General features: G+C 71.0%; 20 protein-coding genes. 11 read left to right on the top strand and 9 right to left on the bottom strand.

What is annotated here, in order from left to right:
- Nucleotides 1-150: 150 nt before the first annotated feature.
- Together ACIBVP_RS32140 and ACIBVP_RS32135 are read right to left on the bottom strand one after the other, a co-directional pair.
- Nucleotides 151-1,194 (bottom strand): ABC transporter permease, encoded by a 1,044-nt coding sequence (locus ACIBVP_RS32140; RefSeq protein ID WP_396110156.1) that lies wholly within the window; start codon nt 1,192-1,194, stop codon nt 151-153.
- Nucleotides 1,191-2,108, bottom strand: a complete 918-nt coding sequence (locus tag ACIBVP_RS32135; protein WP_396110155.1) for an ABC transporter ATP-binding protein — start codon at nt 2,106-2,108, stop codon at nt 1,191-1,193. Before ACIBVP_RS32135 ends, ACIBVP_RS32140 begins: the two co-directional genes overlap by 4 nt.
- Before the next feature lie 345 nt (nt 2,109-2,453).
- Between ACIBVP_RS32135 and ACIBVP_RS32130 the strand changes: the two genes are divergently transcribed.
- Together ACIBVP_RS32130 and ACIBVP_RS32125 are read left to right on the top strand one after the other, a co-directional pair.
- The gene (locus ACIBVP_RS32130) at nt 2,454-3,422 is read left to right on the top strand and encodes a LacI family DNA-binding transcriptional regulator (RefSeq protein WP_396110154.1); all 969 of its coding nucleotides are present in this window, start codon (nt 2,454-2,456) and stop codon (nt 3,420-3,422) included.
- Between the two features lie 47 nt (nt 3,423-3,469).
- Nucleotides 3,470-4,426, top strand: a complete 957-nt coding sequence (locus ACIBVP_RS32125) for a class I mannose-6-phosphate isomerase (protein ID WP_396110381.1) — start codon at nt 3,470-3,472, stop codon at nt 4,424-4,426.
- Between the two features lie 13 nt (nt 4,427-4,439).
- On the opposite strand, the gene ACIBVP_RS32120 is transcribed toward ACIBVP_RS32125, so the two are convergent.
- From ACIBVP_RS32120 to ACIBVP_RS32105, 4 genes are all read right to left on the bottom strand, one after another.
- A complete protein-coding gene (locus ACIBVP_RS32120; RefSeq protein WP_396110153.1) occupies nt 4,440-6,488 on the bottom strand; it encodes an acyltransferase family protein in 2,049 nt (682 codons plus the stop codon).
- Between the two features lie 72 nt (nt 6,489-6,560).
- Complete coding sequence (locus ACIBVP_RS32115) at nt 6,561-7,487, bottom strand: hypothetical protein (protein WP_396110152.1); 927 nt, start codon at nt 7,485-7,487, stop codon at nt 6,561-6,563.
- A gap of 551 nt (nt 7,488-8,038) precedes the next feature.
- Nucleotides 8,039-8,986, bottom strand: coding sequence for a methylmalonyl Co-A mutase-associated GTPase MeaB (meaB, locus tag ACIBVP_RS32110; RefSeq protein ID WP_396110151.1), 948 nt, complete (start codon nt 8,984-8,986; stop codon nt 8,039-8,041).
- Complete coding sequence (locus tag ACIBVP_RS32105; protein ID WP_396110149.1) at nt 8,979-10,157, bottom strand: acetyl-CoA C-acetyltransferase; 1,179 nt, start codon at nt 10,155-10,157, stop codon at nt 8,979-8,981. Before ACIBVP_RS32105 ends, meaB begins: the two co-directional genes overlap by 8 nt.
- Nucleotides 10,158-10,282: 125 nt before the next feature.
- Here ACIBVP_RS32105 and mce point away from each other — a divergent pair, with 125 nt between their 5' ends.
- Nucleotides 10,283-10,720: a methylmalonyl-CoA epimerase gene (mce, locus tag ACIBVP_RS32100; protein ID WP_396110148.1), complete on the top strand. Its 438-nt coding sequence runs from the start codon at nt 10,283-10,285 to the stop codon at nt 10,718-10,720.
- Nucleotides 10,721-10,963: 243 nt separating this feature from the next.
- On the opposite strand, the gene ACIBVP_RS32095 is transcribed toward mce, so the two are convergent.
- Together ACIBVP_RS32095 and ACIBVP_RS32090 are read right to left on the bottom strand one after the other, a co-directional pair.
- A complete protein-coding gene (locus ACIBVP_RS32095; protein WP_396110380.1) occupies nt 10,964-11,569 on the bottom strand; it encodes a TetR/AcrR family transcriptional regulator in 606 nt (201 codons plus the stop codon).
- Between the two features lie 88 nt (nt 11,570-11,657).
- Nucleotides 11,658-12,032: an SPW repeat protein gene (locus tag ACIBVP_RS32090; RefSeq protein ID WP_396110147.1), complete on the bottom strand. Its 375-nt coding sequence runs from the start codon at nt 12,030-12,032 to the stop codon at nt 11,658-11,660.
- 189 nt (nt 12,033-12,221) lie between these two features.
- Between ACIBVP_RS32090 and ccrA the strand changes: the two genes are divergently transcribed.
- Genes ccrA through ACIBVP_RS32075 form a run of 3 tightly spaced genes read left to right on the top strand, consistent with a single transcriptional unit; the run spans nt 12,222 to nt 15,119 of the window.
- The gene (gene ccrA / locus ACIBVP_RS32085) at nt 12,222-13,553 is read left to right on the top strand and encodes a crotonyl-CoA carboxylase/reductase (RefSeq protein ID WP_396110145.1); all 1,332 of its coding nucleotides are present in this window, start codon (nt 12,222-12,224) and stop codon (nt 13,551-13,553) included.
- Between the two features lie 37 nt (nt 13,554-13,590).
- Entirely contained in the window at nt 13,591-14,688 is a 1,098-nt protein-coding gene (locus ACIBVP_RS32080) for a chromosome segregation protein (RefSeq protein ID WP_396110144.1), read from the top strand.
- Nucleotides 14,685-15,119: a nucleoside deaminase gene (locus tag ACIBVP_RS32075; RefSeq protein ID WP_396110143.1), complete on the top strand. Its 435-nt coding sequence runs from the start codon at nt 14,685-14,687 to the stop codon at nt 15,117-15,119. Before ACIBVP_RS32080 ends, ACIBVP_RS32075 begins: the two co-directional genes overlap by 4 nt.
- Here ACIBVP_RS32075 and ACIBVP_RS32070 read toward each other — a convergent pair whose 3' ends face one another.
- Nucleotides 15,120-15,539 carry a DUF1203 domain-containing protein gene (locus ACIBVP_RS32070; RefSeq protein ID WP_396110142.1) on the bottom strand — a complete coding sequence of 140 codons (420 nt, stop codon included), beginning with the start codon at nt 15,537-15,539 and terminating at the stop codon, nt 15,120-15,122.
- Between the two features lie 119 nt (nt 15,540-15,658).
- On the opposite strand from ACIBVP_RS32070, the gene ACIBVP_RS32065 reads away from it, so the two are divergent.
- From ACIBVP_RS32065 to ACIBVP_RS32045, 5 genes are read left to right on the top strand one after another with little or no spacing between them, the layout of a single operon-like run.
- The gene (locus tag ACIBVP_RS32065; RefSeq protein ID WP_396110141.1) at nt 15,659-16,111 is read left to right on the top strand and encodes a universal stress protein; all 453 of its coding nucleotides are present in this window, start codon (nt 15,659-15,661) and stop codon (nt 16,109-16,111) included.
- 28 nt (nt 16,112-16,139) lie between these two features.
- Nucleotides 16,140-17,261 carry an adenylate/guanylate cyclase domain-containing protein gene (locus ACIBVP_RS32060; protein ID WP_396110140.1) on the top strand — a complete coding sequence of 374 codons (1,122 nt, stop codon included), beginning with the start codon at nt 16,140-16,142 and terminating at the stop codon, nt 17,259-17,261.
- A 17-nt stretch (nt 17,262-17,278) separates the two neighbouring features.
- Complete coding sequence (locus ACIBVP_RS32055; protein WP_396110139.1) at nt 17,279-18,013, top strand: alpha/beta fold hydrolase; 735 nt, start codon at nt 17,279-17,281, stop codon at nt 18,011-18,013.
- A gap of 41 nt (nt 18,014-18,054) precedes the next feature.
- A complete protein-coding gene (locus ACIBVP_RS32050; RefSeq protein WP_396110138.1) occupies nt 18,055-18,588 on the top strand; it encodes a GNAT family N-acetyltransferase in 534 nt (177 codons plus the stop codon).
- A 7-nt stretch (nt 18,589-18,595) separates the two neighbouring features.
- Nucleotides 18,596-19,645 carry a histidinol-phosphate transaminase gene (locus ACIBVP_RS32045; RefSeq protein ID WP_396110137.1) on the top strand — a complete coding sequence of 350 codons (1,050 nt, stop codon included), beginning with the start codon at nt 18,596-18,598 and terminating at the stop codon, nt 19,643-19,645.
- Nucleotides 19,646-19,682: the final 37 nt, after the last annotated feature.

Genomic DNA, 19,682 nt, shown 5'->3' with positions numbered 1-19,682 from the left:
CGGGAGGGCAGGCAGAACCCATCCTCGCCAAATCTCAACAAGCCCGAACCGGAAGGCCCCCTCCCCGAGATCAGCCCGTCCGGCGAGGACCCCCCGGAGGGAAACCCCCGCACACAACCGAGCATGATCACGCTGGAACCAGGCTCAACACTAGTCCTCCCACTGGAAGACCTTTGCCGCGATCGTGCCCACCACCAGCACGAAACCGGTGAGGACCAGGCACGGCACCACCAGAGCGCTCGCGTCCTGGCCGCGCACCAGGAAGTCCATGATGCCGTCGTTCATGTGCCGCAGCGGGAACACGTTCGACACCGACTGCATCCACGGCGGCGCCTGGTCGATCGGGAAGAACGTGCCCGACAGGAACGCCATCGGCAGCACCACGATGTTCGCCGCGCCGGTGGCCGCCTCCTCGGTCTTGCAGAACGCGCCGACCAGCATGCCGATCGCGAAGAACGCGAGGATGCCGAGCAGGAACACCGGGATCGCGAGCCACCACGTGCCGGTCAGCTTCAGCCCGAACACCGGCAGCAGGCCGACCCCGACGAACACCAGCGCCTGCACGATCGCGACGCCGAACGTGACCACGACCCGCGCGCTCAGCACGGTCGGCGGCGACACCGGTGCGAGCCGGATGCGCCGCAGCACCTGCTTCTTGCGCCACGACACCAACGTCAGCGCCGCGCCGAACACCGCGGTCACCGCGACACCCCACGACATGATGCCCGGGGTGATGTACTGGATCGGCTTGAGCGAGGCGTCCTCCACATTCGCCGCGTCCAGCACGTAGCGCGGCTGCTGCCCGGTGGCCGTCTGGTTGACGTGGCTGACCACACCGGTCACGATCCCGCTCACCACGCTGGCCTGCGTCTGGTCGCTCTGCGCGAACCGGAACGTGACGTCGTCGCCGTCCTGCGCGACCATCGCGGGCAGCTCACCGTCACGCACCTGCCGCACGGCCTCGTCGACGGAGTCGAACCGCTTCAGCTCCAGCGCGCCGGTCTGCTCGAGGCCGACGATCACCGGGCCGTCGCCGACCACCCCGATCTCGGTCCTCGACTCGCCCGCGTCGCGGAACAGCAGACCGAACACGACGAGGAACATCAGCGGGAAGACGAACGTGAAGAACAGCGTCGCCTTGTCCCGGTAGAAGATCTTCACCATCGCCGACGCGAGGCTGGAGAACGCTGTCATGCCCGGTACTCCCGTCCGGTCAGGTCGAGGAACACGTCCTCGAGGGTCGCCGTGCGCACCTGCAGCCCGGCGAGGGCGCGGCGGTCGGCGAGTGCGGACAGGACCTCGGCGGGCTTGCGCGTGGAGATGGTGAGCGACAACTCGTCCTCGCTGACGTCGTCGGCGCCCGACAGGCCGTTCGCGTCCGATGTGGACAGTGAGCCGCGTTCGAGGATGACCCGGGTTGGCGCGTCCAGGCCGCGGACGAGCGTGGCGGGCGCGGCCATCGCGAGGATCCGGCCCTGGTCCATGATCGCGACCCGGTCGCAGAGGATCTCCGCCTCGTCGAGGTAGTGGGTCGTGTAGAGGATCGTCTTGCCGCGTTCCTGGATGGCGCGCAGCACGTCCCACAGGTTGCGGCGTGCCTGCGGGTCGAGCGCCGCGGTCGGCTCGTCGAGGAACACGATGTCCGGATCGTGGATGAGCGCGCACGCGATCGACAGCCGCTGCCGCTGCCCGCCGGAGAGCTTGTCCTCGCGGGTGTCCGCCTTGTCGGTCAACCCGACCAGCTCCAGCATCTCGTCGGCGCGGGTCGCGCTGACGCCGTACAGGGAGGCGAACGTCCGCAGCTGCTCCCGCGCGGTGAGCTTCTCGAAGAACGCGGACGCCTGCAGCTGCACGCCGATCCTCGGCAACAACGCCACGTTGCGCGGCCACGGCGACTGCCCCAGCAGCCGCACGGAACCGGAGTCGGGTTCGCGGAGCCCCTCGATGATCTCCAAAGTAGTGGTCTTGCCCGCCCCGTTGGGCCCCAGAATGCCGAAGAACTCCCCCTCCGCGACGGTCAGCGACACACCGTCGACGGCTTTGAGATCCCCATAGGCCTTCCGCACGTCCTCGACGACGACTGCCGCCGGGTTCTCGGTATCGGTCACGGACCGCAACCTATCCGTGCGCGGACCGGAGCGAGGTTCGGACGCGGAGTAGTGAACCGAAGCGTGACCGCGTCCGTGTTCATGGCACGGCGGGACACAGGCGCTGCCTGCTTACCGGCACCGGCCCGCCCCGGACCACCGCCCGACGCTCCCGCCGCCCCGGGCGGGCGGTGGTCCGGCCGGGGAAGGAAGCCTGGTGCGCGTGCGGCCACCCCCGGCCTCGCGCACCAGGCCCCCGCCCCTGACAACCTTGTCGGGTTGACACCCCGCTTCCCCGCGTGTCGAATGGTCGGCACCATGACAACGTTGTCCAGTCCGCGTGGCAGGCTTCCGCGCCGAGCGACGATGAACGACGTCGCCCGGCTGGCCGGGGTCAGCATCAAGACCGTCTCGCGGGTCGTGAACGCGGAGCCCGGCGTGCACGCCGAGACCGCGGAACGCGTCCTCGCCGCCATCGAACGGCTCGGGTTCCGGCGCAACATCGGGGCGTTGAACCTGCGCAGGGGGTCGTCGACGGGCACCATCGGGCTCGTGCTCGAGGACGTCGCGAACCCCTTCTACTCCGGCATCACCCGCGCGGCGGAGGAGGTCGCGCGCCGCCACGGCCGCCAGGTGCTCACCGGTTCGTCCGGCGAGGACCCCGACCGCGAACGGGAGCTGTCGCTCGAGTTCTGCGCGCGCCGGGTCGACGGCCTCATCGTCATTCCCGCGGGCACGCGCCACGGGTACCTCGTGCCGGAGATCGCGTCCGGCACGCCCGTGGTGTTCGTAGACCGGCCCGCCGGGGACGTCGTCGCGGACACCGTGCTGGTCGACAACGTCTCCGGTGCCGCCGCCGCGGTCGCGCACCTGGCCGCGCACGGCCACACCCGCATCGCCTTCCTCGGCGACTCGCCCTCGATCTTCACCGCCACCGAGCGGCTCGCGGGCTTCCGCGAGGGTTGTGCCCGCGCCGGCATCCCGTTCGACGAGCGCATGGTCGCCATGGGCCCGCACACCGCCGACACCGTGGACGCCGCGCTGACCAGGACCGGCGCCACCGCCGTGCTCACCGGCAACAACCGGATCACCGTGCTGACGCTGCGCGTGCTGGCGGGCGGCACGCACCGCCCGGCGCTGGTCGGCTTCGACGACTTCGAACTGGCCGACCTGCTCGGCCCGCCCGTCAGCGTGGTCTCGCTCGACCCCGCCGAACTCGGCAAGGCCGCCGCGGAGCTGCTCTTCGCACGCCTGAACGGTGACCGCGAACCGCCACGCAGGCTCGTGCTGCCGGTCCGGCTCATCCCCCGCGGCTCAGGAGAGGTGGGCCCGTGACAGACGCAGACGGCCTGCGACCGGTGCGGCTGCCCGCCAACCAGCCGATGCGGTTCTACCGCGGCGGCGCGGCGATCGCGGCACTGCGGGGCGACACACCGCCGCTGGAGTTCGGCCCGGAGGACTGGGTCGCGTCCTGCACGACGTGCCACGGCGAGCAGGCCACCGGCCTCACCACGCTGCCCGACGGCGAACTGCTGCGCGACGCGGTCGCCGCACACCCCGCGAACTGGCTCGGCGACGCCCACCTCGCGACCTTCGGCGCCGACGCCGCGCTGCTCGTGAAGCTCCTCGACGCCGGTCAGCGGCTGCCCGTGCACTGCCACCCGTCGAACGAGTTCGCCGCGGCGCACTACGGCTCCCGCTACGGCAAGACCGAGGCGTGGGTCGTCGTCGGCGCCCAGGAGGGCGCGACCGTCCACATCGGATTCCGCGCGGACGAGGACGAAGCCACGGTCACCGACTGGGTCGCCCGCCAGGACAGCGAGGCCATGCTGGCCGCCCTGAACCCCGTCACCGTCCGCGCGGGCGACACCGTGTTCGTGCCGGCGGGGGTGCCACACGCGATCGGCGCCGGCGTGTTCATCGTGGAGCTGCAGCAGCCGACGGACCTGTCGGTCACCCTGGAATGGCGGAACTTCCTCGACGACGAGGCGCGCGGGCACCTCGGTATCGGCTTCGAGACGGCGCTGCGCTGCGTCGACCGGCGGAGCTGGGCGGACCGGCTCGGCGAGCTGGTCCGCCGCGACGAGAGCCCGGCCGCCGCCACGGATCTGTTCGGGCGGCCGGAGTTCTTCCGCGCGGAACGCCTGCGCTCCGGCGCGTCCCTGCACGCGTCGTTCGGCGTGCTCGTCGTCCTCGACGGCACCGGCGTGCTGCGCACCGAGAAGGCGGGCGAGGTGCCGGTGCGCAAGGGCATGACGTTCGTGCTCCCCCACGCCGCCGGGGAGTCGACGCTGGACGGTGACGTGGTCGCCGTCCGTTGCCTGCCGCCGCTGCCGTGACCGCGCGAGCCGGTCACCAGCCCAGCGCCGCGATCACCTGCTCCTCCACGATCGGGGACAACGAGCGCATGTACGTCGCCGTCGGGTGGTTGAAGTCGCGGTACACCCAGATGTTGCCGATCACCGGCGGGCAGGTCGTGTCCTCGCAGAGGTAGTCCGTGAAGTCCACGAACTTCACGGCGGCCGGGACATCGGGCGCCTTCGTCCACGGCGGCGTCGGCGAGAACATCTCCAGCCGCGGCGACGCGCACTCCGGCGCGTCGACGCCGTTGGCCTTCGCGCAGGCGGGCGGGTCGAACGAGTGGCGCGGCGTGTCCCGCATGGCCACCACCGGGATGCCCGCGTCGGTCAGCGCCCGCCACTGCGCCACGTAGCCCGGCGGCGTCACCTCGGTCAGCCCGACCCGGGCGTCCCGGGTCGCCTGGACGATCACCGCGTCCGGTTTCGATTCCAGCACCCGCTCGAGCACGTAGGCGTTCCAGTCGGCACAGACCTTGCCCGCCCCCATGTAGGTGTCGGTGGAGAACGGGCACGCGCCGCGCAGGAACACGGTCAGCGCCCAGTTCCGCTCCTCCGCGAACGGCCGCAGCGCGGGCACGAACTGCTGCATGTGCGAGTCACCGATCGCCACCACCCGCTTGGCCGGGGTGCCGGTGACCTTGGTGGTGCACATGGAGCCCTTCCTGTCGGGCGCGGTCTCGCAGTCCATGCCCGCCACCGAGCCCCAGTCGTCCGGGATCGCGACCGGTGGCGGCAACGGCTCCACGTCCGCCGCGCCCTGGTAGCGGAAACCCGGGTAGCGGGCGGCGGCGCCGGGGTGGTCGGGGTCGTCGATGGAGAACGCGAAGTCGGCGCGCTCCTTCGTGACGTAGTGCCACGTGCCCGCCAGCGCGAGCACCGGCACCAGCAGCACGACGCCGAACCGGTAGGCGCCCCAGCCCTTCGGCTCGCCGATGCGGGAGTTGCGGGCGGGTGTCTCGACGAACCGGTGCGTGAGCACGGCCAGCACGAACGACGCGGTGATGATCACCGCGCCGCCCTTGATGCCGACCCTCGGCATGTCCCGGTAGGCCAGGTAGAAGATCAGCACCGGCCAGTGCCAGAGGTACAGCGAGTAGCTGATGTCGCCGATGTAGCGCAGCGGGCGGGAACTGAGGAACCGGTCGGCGCCCACGCTGCTGTCGGTGGCGCCCGCGAGCAGCACCAGGGCGGCGGCGAGCGTCGGCCACAGCGCCGCGTAGCCCGGGAAGACGGTGCCGACCTGCAGCAGCAGGCCGCAGCTGACGAGCGCGGCGACACCGGCCCACCCGAGCACGATCCGCACCACGCGCGGCAACGCGATCGAGTCGATGAACAACGCGAGCAGGCCGCCGAGCACGAACTCCCAGACGCGGGTGAACGAGTGGAAGTACGCGAGCGGCTGGTTCACCGACGTCAGGTGGACGGAGTAGGTGAGCGACGCCGCGCCGACGAGCACGAGGGTGGCGGCGACCCACGTGCGCAGCCCGCCGCCGAAGCGGCGCGCGAGCAGGCCGACCAGCACGATCAGCAGCGGCCAGGCGAGGAACAGCTGCCCCTGGATCGACAGCGACCAGAAGTGCTGGACGGCGCTCTGGCCGTTGTTCTGGGCGAAGTAGTCGACGGAGTCGGCGGCGAGCTGCCAGTTCTCGAAGTAGAGCGCGGCCGCGACGACCTCGCGGATCGTCTGGAACCAGCGCGGCTCCGGCAGCACGACGACGCTGACCGCCATCACGGCGACGAGCACCGTCAGCGCGGCCGGGAACAGCCGCTTGATCATCCGGCCCCAGAGCGGCCGGAACTCGACCCGGCCCTTGCCCACGGCACGCGTCAACTGGCCGGTGAGCAGGAAACCGGAGATCATGATGAAGACGTCGACGCCGCCGGACACGCGGTCGAGCCACACGTGATAGACGACGACGAGGACAACCGCGAGCGCACGCAGCCCCTGCAGCTCTGGGCGGAACTTCCGCCCGGACGCCGTTCTGTCGGCCGTCGGCGCGACAGGGGTTTTCGCGCCGCGACCGGCGAGTTCCGCGACCATGCAAGCCTTCCGGGGATGAGGAGACGGCACATGCTCGCAACCGAATGTGAAATCGCGTTAATCGGCCGCTTGTTAAGTGACGAGCGTCACAATCAACTCAGGGCCCATGAAGCCCTCGGTCGCGTTCACGCCGCGGTAGATACCCGGGGCGAAGCGCCCCATGGCGCTCGCGATGACGGGGATGAACTTGACGTTGCTGCCCAGCGGAAGCCGGTAGCCGTTCTTCACGCCCTGCCGTTCCCAGAGGTGCGCCATCTCGGGGTGCCGCACGGCGAACGACGGGTCGGCGGGGTAGATGTCGAGCCGCACGTGCGCCCGCTCCCCCAGGACCTTGTCGGACGCGGCCCCGACGAGCTTGTCCTGCACCGACTCCGGCCCGACCTGCGCGGCGCCGTGCTTGGAGATCGACACGGCCGCCAGCTCCGACCACGGCACCGCCCACGGCGCGCCCCGCGGGTCGTCCCACCGCAGCCCGGCCGGCTCGAAGATCAGCCGGTGCGGCCGGAAGATCTTGTCCCTGCGGACGATCAACCCGACCGGCAGGACGAGGAACAGACACCCGATGACGATCGCGATCGCCGTGGCGCCCCCGCCACCGTCGACCGCCCCGGCAAGCCCGGAGACGACCGCGAGCAACCCGATCGCCCCGGCGACCACCGCCCCGACGGTCGCCTTGCGACCGTTGGTCTTCCCGACGTCGACGACGACCGGCGCCCCGCCCGGCCCGGGTCCGAACGCGGGCTGTGGGTGTGGCCCGGTCTGCGGCCCGAACCCGATCGCGGCCAACCCTCCGGACGGCTGGGCATGAGGCCCGGTCATCTCCGGCTGCCCGAATCCCGACGCGCCGCGCGGCATCCCGGACTGCCCGAACGCCTGCGGACCCGCACCCATCCCACCGGGCGGCATCCCCAGCTGGCCGAAGCCGCCCGGCCCCGGAGCACCCACCACGCCGCCACCGACGAGCGCCCCCGACTGACCGAGAACCTGCGAACCAGCCACCCCACCAGGCGGCGTCCCCGGCTGGCCAAACGCCTGCGAACCGGCAGCCACCCCACCAGGCGACATCCCCAGCTGGCCGAAGCCGCCCGGCCCCGGAGCACCCACCACGCCGCCACCGACGAGCGCCCCCGACTGACCGAGAACCTGCGGACCAGCCACCCCACCAGGCGGCATCCCGGGATTCTCGAAGCCACCCGGCCCCGGAGCACCCGGCGTGCCCCCGCCGGACAGCGTCCCCGGCTGACCAAACGCCCCACCAGGCTGCATCCCCGGGTGGCCGAAAGCCTGCGAACCGGCCACCCCACCGGCCGAAGCCCCCGGGTGGCCGAAAGCCTGCGGCCCAGCCGCACCGGGCGGCGTCCCTGGAGGACCGAACGTCCCGGGCATGCTCGGCTGGCCGTAGCCGCCCGGTCCCGGGGACGCGGGGTAACCCGGCCCGTGGCCGGGTGGCGCCGGATGGCCGGGCGGTGGTGGCCCGTACGGCGGCTGAGCGTGTGGGCCCCCTGGCGGCATCGTCACGCGCGGGATGGTAACCGGGCCCACCGACGGAGTCAGAGCGTTTCGGTGAGCTGGTCGGCCGCCGTGTACGGGTCCGTCTCCCCTGCCGCCACCTGCTTCGCCAGCCGGGACAGCGCCTCGCCGCCCCGCACGCCGCCGAGCCGGGCTCGCAGCGCCGTCACCGCGATCGCCTCGATCTCCCGCTCGGCGCGGCGCACGCGGCGGGCCTCCAGCTCGCCGCGCGCGACGAGCCAGTCGTGGTGGCTGTCCAGCGCGGCCACCAGTTCGTCCACGCCCTCGCCCGCCGACGCGACCGTGCGCACGATCGGCTGTCGCCACGACGGCCCCAGCTCGCGCCTGCCCAACGACATGGCGTGCTTCACGTCGCGGACGGTCGCCTCGGCCCCGTCCCGGTCCGCCTTGTTGACCACGAACACGTCGGCCACCTCGAGGATGCCCGCCTTCGCGGCCTGGATGCCGTCGCCCATGCCCGGGGCGAGCAACACCACCGTGGTGTCCGCGAGCGCCACGATGTCCACTTCGGACTGACCGACGCCGACGGTCTCGATCAGCACCACGTCGAACCCGGCCGCGTCGAGCACGCGCACCGCCTGCGGGGTGGCCGTCGCCAGACCGCCGAGCGCGCCGCGGGTCGCCATCGAGCGGATGTACACGCCGGGGTCGACCGTGTGGCTGTGCATGCGAATGCGGTCGCCGAGCAGCGCTCCGCCGGAGAAGGGCGACGACGGGTCGATCGCCAGCACACCCACCCGCAGGCCGCGCTCACGGAACGCGGACACGAGCATCGACGTGGCCGTCGACTTGCCGACCCCGGGCGGGCCGGTCAGCCCCAGCACCCGTGCGCGGCCGGTCAGCGGGGACAGCGCCGCCGCGACCGACCGCAGGTGCGGGCTGTCGTCCTCGACGAGCGAGATCAGGCGCGCGACCGCCCGTGCCTGGCCGTCGCGCGCCTGGTCAACGAGGTCGAATACGTTAGACACGCAACAAGAGTGCGTCGCCCTGGCCGCCACCGCCGCACAGCGCGGCCGCGCCGAGGCCGCCACCGCGGCGCTTCAGCTCGTACGCCAGGTGCACGACCAGCCGGGCGCCGGACGCGCCGATCGGGTGGCCGAGCGCGATCGCACCGCCGTCGACGTTGACGATGTCCTCGCTGACGCCGAGCTTCTCCGTGGACACCAGGCCGACCGCGGCGAACGCCTCGTTGATCTCCACCAGGTCCAGGTCGGACGCCGACAGCTTCGCCTTGGCGAGTGCGGCCTTGATCGCGTTGGACGGCTGCTCGTGCAGGCTCGCGTCCGGGCCGGCGACCACGCCGTGCGCGCCGATCTCGGCGAGCCACGACAGGCCCAGCTCCTCGGCCTTGGCCTTGCTCATCACCACGACCGCGGCGGCGCCGTCGGAGATCTGCGACGCGGACCCGGCCGTGATCGTGCCGTCGCTCGCGAACGCGGCACGCAGCTTGGCGAGGCCCTCGGCGGTGGTGTCGCCCCGCACGCCCTCGTCGGTGTCGAACACGACCGGGTCGCCCTTGCGCTGCGGGATCGTCACCGGCGCGATCTCGTCGGCGAACCGGCCCTCGGAGATGGCCGCGGCCGCGCGCTGGTGGGAACGGGCGGAGAAGTCGTCCTGCGCCTCGCGGGTCACGCCGTAGCGGGAGTTGTACTTCTCGGTCGAGGCACCCATCGCGACCTGGTCGAAGGCGCAGAACAGGCCGTCGTGGGCCATGTGGTCGAGCATGGTGACGTCGCCGTACTTGAAGCCGGACCGCGACTTGGCCAGCAGGTGCGGCGCCTGGGTCATCGACTCCTGGCCACCCGCGACCACGATCTCGAACTCGCCCGCGCGGATCAGCTGGTCGGCGAGTGCGATCGCGTCCAGGCCGGACAGGCAGACCTTGTTGATGGTCAGTGCCGGCACGTCCATCGGGATGCCCGCGGCGACGGCGGCCTGGCGGGCGGGGATCTGGCCCGCGCCCGCGGTCAGGACCTGACCCATGATCGTGTACTCGACCTGCTCGGGAGCGACCCCGGCACGTTCCAGCGCGGCCTTGATGGCGATACCGCCGAGCTGCGCTCCGGTGAAGTCCTTGAGGGAGCCGAGCAGCCGGCCGATAGGGGTGCGGGCCCCGGCGACGATGACGGATCCAGACACTGCGTGCCTCCAAAAATCGGGTCGGTTCTCGACCTTACCCGTTGGTAGCAAAAGGAGCCCTCGACTGTGTGAGGACTCGCACAGCCGCAGGTCACGGGATCGATCAGGCGTCGTATGGTCGGTGGATGGACGGATTGGCTGGCCTCGTCACGGCCATTGACCACGTGGGCGTGGCCGTGCCCGACCTCGACCGAGCGATCGCCTTCTACCGCGACACGCTCGGCCTCGAACTGACCCACGTCGAGGTGAACGAGGGCCAGGGCACCAAGGAGGCGATGATGCGCGCCCCCGGCGACGACGGCACCGGCTCCGCGGTGCAACTCCTCGCTCCGCTCTCCCCGGACTCCACGATCGGCAAGTTCATCGACAACAAGGGCCCGGGCGTCCAACAGGTCGCCTACCGCGTAACGGACATCGAGGCGGCGGAAAAGATCCTGCGCGCGAAGGGCATGCGAGTCCTGTACGAAACAGCGATCACCGGCACGGCGAACAGCAAAGCCAACTTCGTCCACCCGAAGGACACCGGCGGCGTACTGGTCGAACTAGTCCAACCAGCAAAGTAACCGCGAGTCGCGCCCCCAGACATAGCGAGTCGCGCGCCCAGGCACAGCGAGTCGCGCCCCCAGGCACAGCGAGTCGCGTTCCCACGCGCACCGAGTTGTCGATTTCGTGCACATCCCGCGATCAAGATCGGCACGAAACACACAACTCGCGGTGTCTGAGCGCGCGACTCGCGGTGTCTGAGCGCGCGACTCGCCATGGCTGAGCGCGTGACTCGCGGGGTTTGGGGGCGTGACTCGCGGGGGTTAGTGGGTTGGGGCGGTTGCTGTTAGTGCGCCTGCTATGAAGTCGACTTCTCGGTCGATTGGGTTTGTCTCCGTTGGGTCGTCGTGGCGGGCCACCGAGTGGCGGTAGCTCACCGCGAGGGCCAGCAGGCTTGAGGCCGTCTCCACCTGGGTCGGGGGTAGGGGGCCGGTGCTCGCCGCCTGGATGACGGCGCGGACCTGTTCCACCACCGTCGAGAACCGCTCCTGCAGCGCCGCCTTGACCGACGGGTGCGTGTCCGCCTCTCGCCACAGCAGGTGCGACAGCAGCGTGGACGCCCGGTTCCGTGCGTCCAGCTCCGCGACGAGACGCCGCAGCGACGCCGCCACGTCACCCGGCACGACCACCGACCTCGGCTCGATGCGCTGGTCCGGCAGCCGGGCCACGAGAGCGGTCAGCAGGTCCTGCTTCTTGGAGAAGTAGTAGTGCACGAGCCCCTTGGGCACCCGCGCGAGCACGGCGATCTTCGAGGTCGGTGTCGCGTCGAAACCGGACTCCGCGAACAGTTCCTCGGCCGCGGCCAGGATGCGCTCCCGCGCGGACGGGTCGGACCCGTCGGATCCGTCCGCCTTCTTGCCTCTGCGCATCACCTGGTGCCTCCGGAACGAAACAAAACGGCGCGGTCCACAACGTAACCCGGGAACGGGCGACGTGCGGACCGCGCGTTGGTGCTGCTCAGTGTTGCCCGGCGACGCCGGACCGGTGCGCGTGCTGGGCGACCGGGAGCGCGGCGGCACCCGCGATCACCGTCAGGGCGCCGATGATCCAGGACGACCAGGACATACCGGTGAACTCGGTGTACCCGATCACCCATGGCGAGATGAACATGAGCACGCCGAGGACCACCTGGATCCCCTCGCCGTAGATCATGCCCGGCATGGCCAGTGAGGCCAGCCCGTCGAGGGCGACGAGCGCGCCGAGCACGATCATCGTCCACATCGCGGCGTCGTTCGTGTCCATCCACAGGAACGACAGCAACGCCACGACACCCAGGACGACCTCCGCCCAGTCGTGCGGCCTGGTCCACGGCCGAACCGCGGAATCTGCCATCGAGACCACCTCCGTGTCAGTGAGAGCCTCTGCCCCGATACTGCGCCTTGGTTGGCCGCCCGGTCAAACGTCTGCCGACGACTCGTGTGTCACAACTCCATATCGACGTGTGGCGGGCCCACACCACCGAGTGACCCACCTCTCGCCAGGGTTCTTCTGAAACGTTACTGGCCGGTAGCGTCGATGGGCATGCAGAAGATTCTCGACGCCATCCTCGCAGGTGACATGGCCTCCGTCGGCACGATGCCGGTGCCGGAGTCGTACCGCGGTGTGACGGTGCACGCCGACGAGGTCGAGATGTTCGCCGGGCGCGAGCACGCCGACAAGGACCCCCGTGAGTCGCTGCACGTGGACGAGGTGCCCACCCCGGAGCTGGGCCCCGGTGAGGCGCTGGTCGCCGTCATGGCGAGCGCCATCAACTACAACACGGTGTGGACGTCGATCTTCGAGCCGATGGACACCTTCGGCTTCCTGCGCCGCTACGGCAAGACCTCTCCCCTGGCCAAGCGCCACGACCAGCCCTACCACGTGGTCGGTTCCGACCTCGCCGGCGTCGTGCTGCGCACCGGCCCCGGTGTGAACGCGTGGCAGCCCGGCGACGAGGTCGTCGCGCACTGCCTCAACGTCGAGCTGGAGCACCCGGACGGCCACGCCGACACGATGCTCGACCCCGAGCAGCGCATCTGGGGCTTCGAGACGAACTTCGGCGGGCTCGCCGAGCTGGCGCTCGTCAAGTCCAACCAGCTGATGCCCAAGCCCGCGCACCTGTCGTGGGAGGAGGCCGCCTGTCCCGGCCTGGTCAACTCGACCGCCTACCGGCAGCTGGTCTCCCGCAACGGCGCCGGCATGAAGCAGGGCGACACGGTGCTCATCTGGGGCGCCTCCGGCGGTCTCGGCTCGTACGCGACGCAGTTCGCGCTGAACGGCGGCGCGACCCCGGTGTGCGTGGTGTCGAGCCCGCAGAAGGCGGAGATCTGCCGGAAGATGGGCGCCGAGCTGATCATCGACCGCAACGCGGAGGGCTACCGGTTCTGGAAGGACGAGAACACGCAGGACCCCAAGGAGTGGAAGCGTTTCGGCGCACGCATCCGCGAGCTGACCGGCGGTGAGGACCCGGACATCGTGTTCGAGCACCCCGGCAAGGAAACCTTCGGCGCGAGTGTCTATGTGGCCCGCAAGGGCGGCACAATCGTCACCTGTGCGTCGACGAGCGGGTTCATGCACCAGTACGACAACCGGTACCTGTGGATGAACCTGAAGAACATCATCGGTTCGCACTTCGCGAACTACCGGGAGGCGTGGGAGGCCAACCGGTTGATCGCCAAGGGAAAGATCCACCCGACACTGTCCGGTGTGTACGCACTGGAGGAGACCGGGCAGGCGGCCTACGACGTGCACAAGAACACGCACCAGGGCAAGGTCGGTGTGCTGTGCCTCGCGCCGGAAGAGGGCCTCGGAGTGCGGAATCCCGAGTTGCGAGAGCAACATCTTTCGGCCATCAACCGGTTCCGCGGCGTCTGACCCATCCTGTCGCGCCAAGCAAGGTAGCGTGGGGCCCATGGCGCTGGGTGAAGAACGTGATCTTGTACCGCTGGGAGCCGGCTTCGACATCACCAAGCGCGGCTACAGTCGGATGCAGGTCGAAGAGCACCTCGAGCAGCTGGACAGCCAGCTGAAGATCCTCGCAGCCGACCGCAACGCGGCGGCGGCGCAGGCTGCCGAGCTCACGTCCCAGCTCGAACTGGCCCGCACCACGATCGACGACCTGCACAAGCAGGTCGAGCGGTTGGCGCAGCCGCCGACGACCCTGGAGGGTCTGTCGGAGCGCCTGCAGCGGATGTTGCGCCTCACACAGGAAGAGTGCGAGGAGATGCGCGCCAAGGCGATCGCCGAGGCCGACCACACCAGGGCGAAGGCGCAGGCCGAGGCCGACGAGCTGCGCGGCAGGTACGAGCGGCAGCTCAAGGATCTCGACGCGCGGCGCATCGCCATGGAGGAGGAGCACCGCGGCGTTCTGACGGCCGCGCGCAAGCAGGCCGAGGAGATCGCCGAGCGGGCACGCACCGAGGCGGAGGCCGCCGACATCGCCGCGCAGGCGCGGCGCACGCAGGTCGAGGAGGACTTCGAGATCGCGATGGCCTCGCGGCGCACGGACTCGATGCGCGCGCTGGCCGAGCAGGAGGCGACGTCGAAGTCCGAGGCCGAGCGCCGGGTCCGCGAGGCCACCGAGGAGGCCAACCGCCGCCGCCACGAGGCGATGACGGAGGCGACCGCGCGTCTGCAGGAGGCGACGGACGAGGCGAACCGCCGGGTCCGCGAGGCGACCGAGGAGTCGAACCGCCGCATCAACCACGCCGCACAGCGCGTGGCGGCGCTGCGCAAGCTCCGCGCGAAGGTCGCCGACCAGCTCACGGCGGCCCGCGAGCTGGTCGTCGACGCGCACGCCTACCTCGACAACGCCGTACCCGCCTTCGAGCCGCTGCCCGAGGAACTGGCCGAGGCCGCGGAGGCGGCCGCGAAGCCGACCCCGGCTCCGCGCGACCGCAACCCGATGCCCGGCCCGCCCAGGGAGAAGTGGGAGACGGGCGGCGCCCCGGACGCGCCCCCGGTCCCACCGGACGTCGCGGAGGCGAAGACGAGGCGCATCTCCCGGTGAGCGGTCTCCTCGCCACGGCGATCGAGGAGGCCAGGCAGGGTTTGGCGGAGGGCGGCATCCCCATCGGGGCAGCCCTGTTCACCGCGGACGGGGAGCTGCTCGGCCGTGGCCACAACCGCCGCGTGCAGGACGGCGACCCGTCCATGCACGCCGAGACGAACGCGTTCCGCAACGCGGGCCGCAGAAGGCACTACCGGGACACGATCATGGTGACGACGCTGTCACCCTGCTGGTACTGCAGTGGCCTGGTGCGCCAGTTCGGCATCCCCAAGGTCGTCGTCGGCGAGGCGACCACGTTCCACGGCGGCCACGACTGGCTCGCCGAGCACGGCGTGGAGGTCGAGATCGCCGACGACGAGACGTGCGTGGCGCTGATGACCGAGTTCATCGCCGCCCACCCGGACCTCTGGTACGAGGACATCGGCGAGTAGTCACCGGGTGATCGTGAACATGTAGCACCCGTAGGCCACGTTCCTGCTGTGCACCTCGACGACCTCCGGGTGTGCCAGCACGGACGCGATGACGGCGTCGGGATCGGTGCCGTCGTGCACGCGGGTGGCCGGGTGGATCCACCCCCGCGCGTCGTAGGCCCGCAGCACCTGCGGGCGTCCCACCCACTGGGTGGGATAGCCGTCGGACTCCGGCCCGGCGCACGGGCCGGCGTGCGTGAACACCGCCCCACGCTCCTGGTAGGGCGACCCGTCGGGCAGCGGCGGCGCGTAGTTGAACAGGACGAGGTCCTCCCCCGCGTTCGCGTCCCGCAGGCAGCAGCGCAGCGGCTCCCCGCCCTCGGCCGTCGCCGCGACCCCGTCACCCCGGACCGTCAACGCTGTGATCGTGTATCCGCTCATGACGTCGAGCCTGGCCCGCGCCGGCCGCGGAGTCCGGCGGAAATCGGTCGTCGCGGGTCGTGCGAAGTCGTGCTCGACCACGGTAGGTTTACGCGCGAGTAGCTAACACGGAGGGACACATGACGGCTTACCAGACCGTGGTCGTCGGCACGGACGGCTCCGACTCCTCCTACCGCGCGGTGGACCGGGCCGCCCGGATCGCGGCGGACGCGGACGCCACCCTCGTCATCGCCTGCGCCTACCACCCCGCCCGCCAGGACGACGTCGACCGTGCCCAGGACGAGCTGGGTTCGGACGTCGCGTACCAGGTCGTCGGCTCGTCTCCGGCGGAGGAGTCGGTGCGCACCGCGGCCGAGCGCGCGAAGAAGCAGGGCGCGACGAAGATCGACACCGTGGTGGTCGACGGTGAGCCGGTCCCGACGCTCACCAAGGTCGTCAAGGAGCGCGCGGCGGACCTGCTGGTGGTCGGCAACCGCGGCCTGAACTCTCTGGCGGGCCGGCTCCTCGGTTCGGTGCCCTCGGAGGCCGCACGCAAGTCCGGCGTGGACGTGCTCATCGTCCACACGACGTGACGTCGCGGAGCTTGCGGAGCGAGAAACCGTGACCGACGAAGAGGCGCTCCAGCAACGCATCGAGCGCATCCTCCTCGGCGGGAGCCGTCAGTACACGCGCGCTGAGGTCGCCCAGCTCACCGGTGTGCCGCCGGAGCGCTCGCAGGCCCTGTGGCGGGCGCTGGGCTTCGCCACGCAGGACGACGACGCGGCGGTCTTCACCGACGGTGACGTCCGCGCGCTGCGGATCACGAGCGAGCTGATCCGCGGCGGCATCGTCGACCCGTCGATCGCGACGGCGACCGCACGCATGATCGGCCAGCACATGTCCCGCCTTGCCGAGTCGCAGGTCCACCTGCTGCGCGGTGTTCTCGCCGCCAACCCGGAGATCGGCGCGGACGAACGCCAGCTGGCCCGGCTCGTCGAGCACCTCACCCCGGAGCTGGAGGCGCTGCAGGACTACGTGTGGCGGCGCCACCTGGCCGCGAACTCGGTCCGCATGCTCGTCACCTCCGACGAGGAGCTGGACGAACGCCGCCAGGTCGTGGGGTTCGCCGACATGGTCGGGTTCACGACCCTGACCCGCCGCTCCAGCGAGGCGGAACTGGTCGCGGTCGTCGACCGGTTCGAGACCCTGGCCGCCGACATCGTCGCCGAGAACCACGGCCGCATCGTGAAGATGCTCGGCGACGAGGTGCTGTTCGTGGCGGACTCCCCGTCGGACGGCGCCGAGATCGCGTTGGACCTCCTCGACCGCGCCGAGAAGGAGGACGGCGTGCCGTCACTGCGGGCCGGTCTCGCGTACGGGCGGGTGCTCAGCCGGTTCGGTGACATCTACGGCTCGGTGGTCAACATCGCGGCGAGGCTGACGTCGGTCGCCCGTCCCGGCACGGTGCTGGTGGACGTGGAGATGGCGGAGGCGCTCAGGGCGGACCAGGGCTACACGGTGCGGACCCGCCGCCCGGTGTCCGTCCGCGGCTACGCCCGCCTCCGCTCGGCGGCGCTGCGACGCGCGGGCGAGGAGGGCACGTCGCTCGCCGAGTCCGCCCAACGCGTCGCGGCCGAGGTCCTGGGCCTCCTGGACGACGAGGACGAGGCGCCGCACATCCCCCTCGAACCGGACGACGAGGCGACCACGCCCCGCAGGAAAGGTCGGCGGCGCAGGCGCTGACCTGTTTGGATGGACCCATGCGCTTCCCCGACACGCCGCTTGTGCTGCTCCACGCCTTCCCGCTGGACCACCGGATGTGGGACGGGGTGCGCGGCGGGATCGCCGAGCACGTGGAGCTGATCACCCCGACGCAACGCGGTTTCGGTGGTACCCCATTGGGTGCGGACGAACCGGACCTGGCGACGGTCGCGGCCGACGTGCTCGGCCGGCTGGACGGCCGCCGGGCAGTCCTGGGCGGCTGCTCGATGGGCGGCTACGTGGCGATGGCCATGCTGAAACAGGCACCGGAACAGGTGGCGGGCCTGGTCCTGGTCTCGACGAGGGCGACCGCGGACGGGGAGGCGGGCCGGGCCAACCGTCACGCCATGGCGTCCCGCATCGAGGAGGAAGGCCCTGCGTTCGTCCCCGACACGGTGCTGCCGACGCTCCTTGGCACGGAGACGGTGGAACGCCGTCCGGAGGTCGTGGACACGGTACGCGCGCTGATCTCGGACCAGGACGGCGCGGCGATCGCCTGGGCCCAGCGCGCGATGGCCGTTCGTCCGGACTCGTCCGAGGCTCTGCGTCAGGCGGACGTGCCGACACTCATCGTGCGTGGCGAACAGGACACGTTGATCCCGGCGGACGAAGCGGAGGCGTTGGCGGCGTTGATGCCGAAGGCGGAGGTGGTGGTGCTGTCGGGCGCGGGCCACCTGCCGCCGCTGGAGGTCCCGGAGGAGTTCACCGGCGCGGTGGCCCGCTGGCTGGAGTGACCGGGCGCACCCGGTCCGTGACCATGGTTAGCATCGGTGAGGTGACGCAGGTTGCGGACGGCGACAGACCGGAATGGGTCCCCACCGAACGGCTGCTGTTACGCAAGGTGGCCCCCGACGACGTAGACGCCATGATCGCCATCCACGCCAACCCGGACGTGGTCCGCCACCGTCCCGAGGGCGTCAGCTCCCCTGGTGAGTCGCGGCAGCTGTTCTCCGCCTGGCTCGACCATTGGGCCGAGTTCGGCTTCGGCTACTGGTCGATCGAGCTGGCCGGCAGCGGTGAGCTGATCGGGTTCGGCGGCCTGCAGCTCTCCTACGGCGATGACGGACCGTACCTGAACGTGTTCTACCGCCTCTTCCCCGACCACTGGGGCCGCGGCTACGCGCCCGAGATGGTCACGGCCGCCACGGAATGGGGGCGCCGCGTCCTCCCCGGCCTGCCGATACTGATCATCACGCCGACGCCGAACGTGCCCGCCCAGCGGGTCGCGCTCAAGCTCGGGTTCACCGAGATCCGGCGGGCGTGGTTCCAGGGCACATTGTGTTGCTTCTTTCAGCACCCGGATGAATGATGCGGCCATGCCAGTGACCGTCAGAGCCGACCTCGCCTCCCTGCCCGACTACATCGCCGGCCGGAAGGTGCCCGGGGCCGTCATCCTCTCCAGCAACGAGCTGTCCGGCCCGCCGCCCGCGGCCATCCTCGCCGCCATCGCCGACGCGGCCGCCGACGTCAACCGCTACCCCGCGATGGGCGCCGACGACCTGCTCGACAAGACCGCCGAGCACTTCGGTCTCGACCGGCCGCGGCTCGCGGTCGGCTGCGGCTCGGTGAGCCTGTGCCAGCAGCTCGTGCAGGCCACGTGCGAGCCGGGTGACGAGGTCGTGTTCGGCTGGCGGTCGTTCGAGGCGTACCCGATCGTCACGCAGATCGCGATGGCCGCCGGCGTGAAGGTGCCGCTGACGCCCGACCAGGGCCTCGACCTCGAGGGCATGCTCGCCGCGGTCACCGACCGCACACGCCTGATGTTCGTGTCGAACCCGAACAACCCGACCGGCACCGCGCTGCGGACCGCCGAGCTCACCGACTTCCTCGACCGCGTCCCCGACAACGTGCTGGTCGTGCTGGACGAGGCGTACCGCGAGTTTGTGACCGACCCCGACGTGCCCGACGGCTTCACCTTCCTGGACCGGCAGAACGTGGCCGTGCTGCGGACGTTCTCCAAGGCCTACGCGCTGGCCGGCATCCGCCTGGGCTTCCTCGTCGCGTCCCCGGACGTGGCGTCCGGGGTGCGGAAGGTCGGGATCCCGTTCTCGGTGAACCGGGTCGCGCAGGCAGCCGGCATCGCGGCCATGGCGGCGACGCCCGAGCTGCTGGAGCGGTGCGCCGAGGTGACGAAGGAACGCACCCGCGTGCACGAGGCCCTGGTGGAGATGGGCTACGACGTGCCGTCGTCGCAGGCGAACTTCGTGTGGCTACCGCTGGGTGCGCGGACCGCCGAGTTCAACGAGCACTGCCTGGACCAGAAGGTCGTCATCCGCGCGTTCGCGGGCGAAGGCGCACGAGCCACAATCGGCCTCCAACCAGAGAACGACGCCTTCCTGGCCGCAGCAACCTCCTTCCCCCACTAACCGCGAGTCGCGCCCCCACACACAGCGAGTCGCGCGC

The sequence above is a fragment of the Actinophytocola sp. NPDC049390 genome, assembly GCF_044466355.1.
Classification (GTDB): domain Bacteria; phylum Actinomycetota; class Actinomycetes; order Mycobacteriales; family Pseudonocardiaceae; genus Actinophytocola.
The sequence above is the reverse complement of the archived record's forward strand: the minus strand, read 5'-3'. Positions and strand labels throughout refer to the sequence as shown.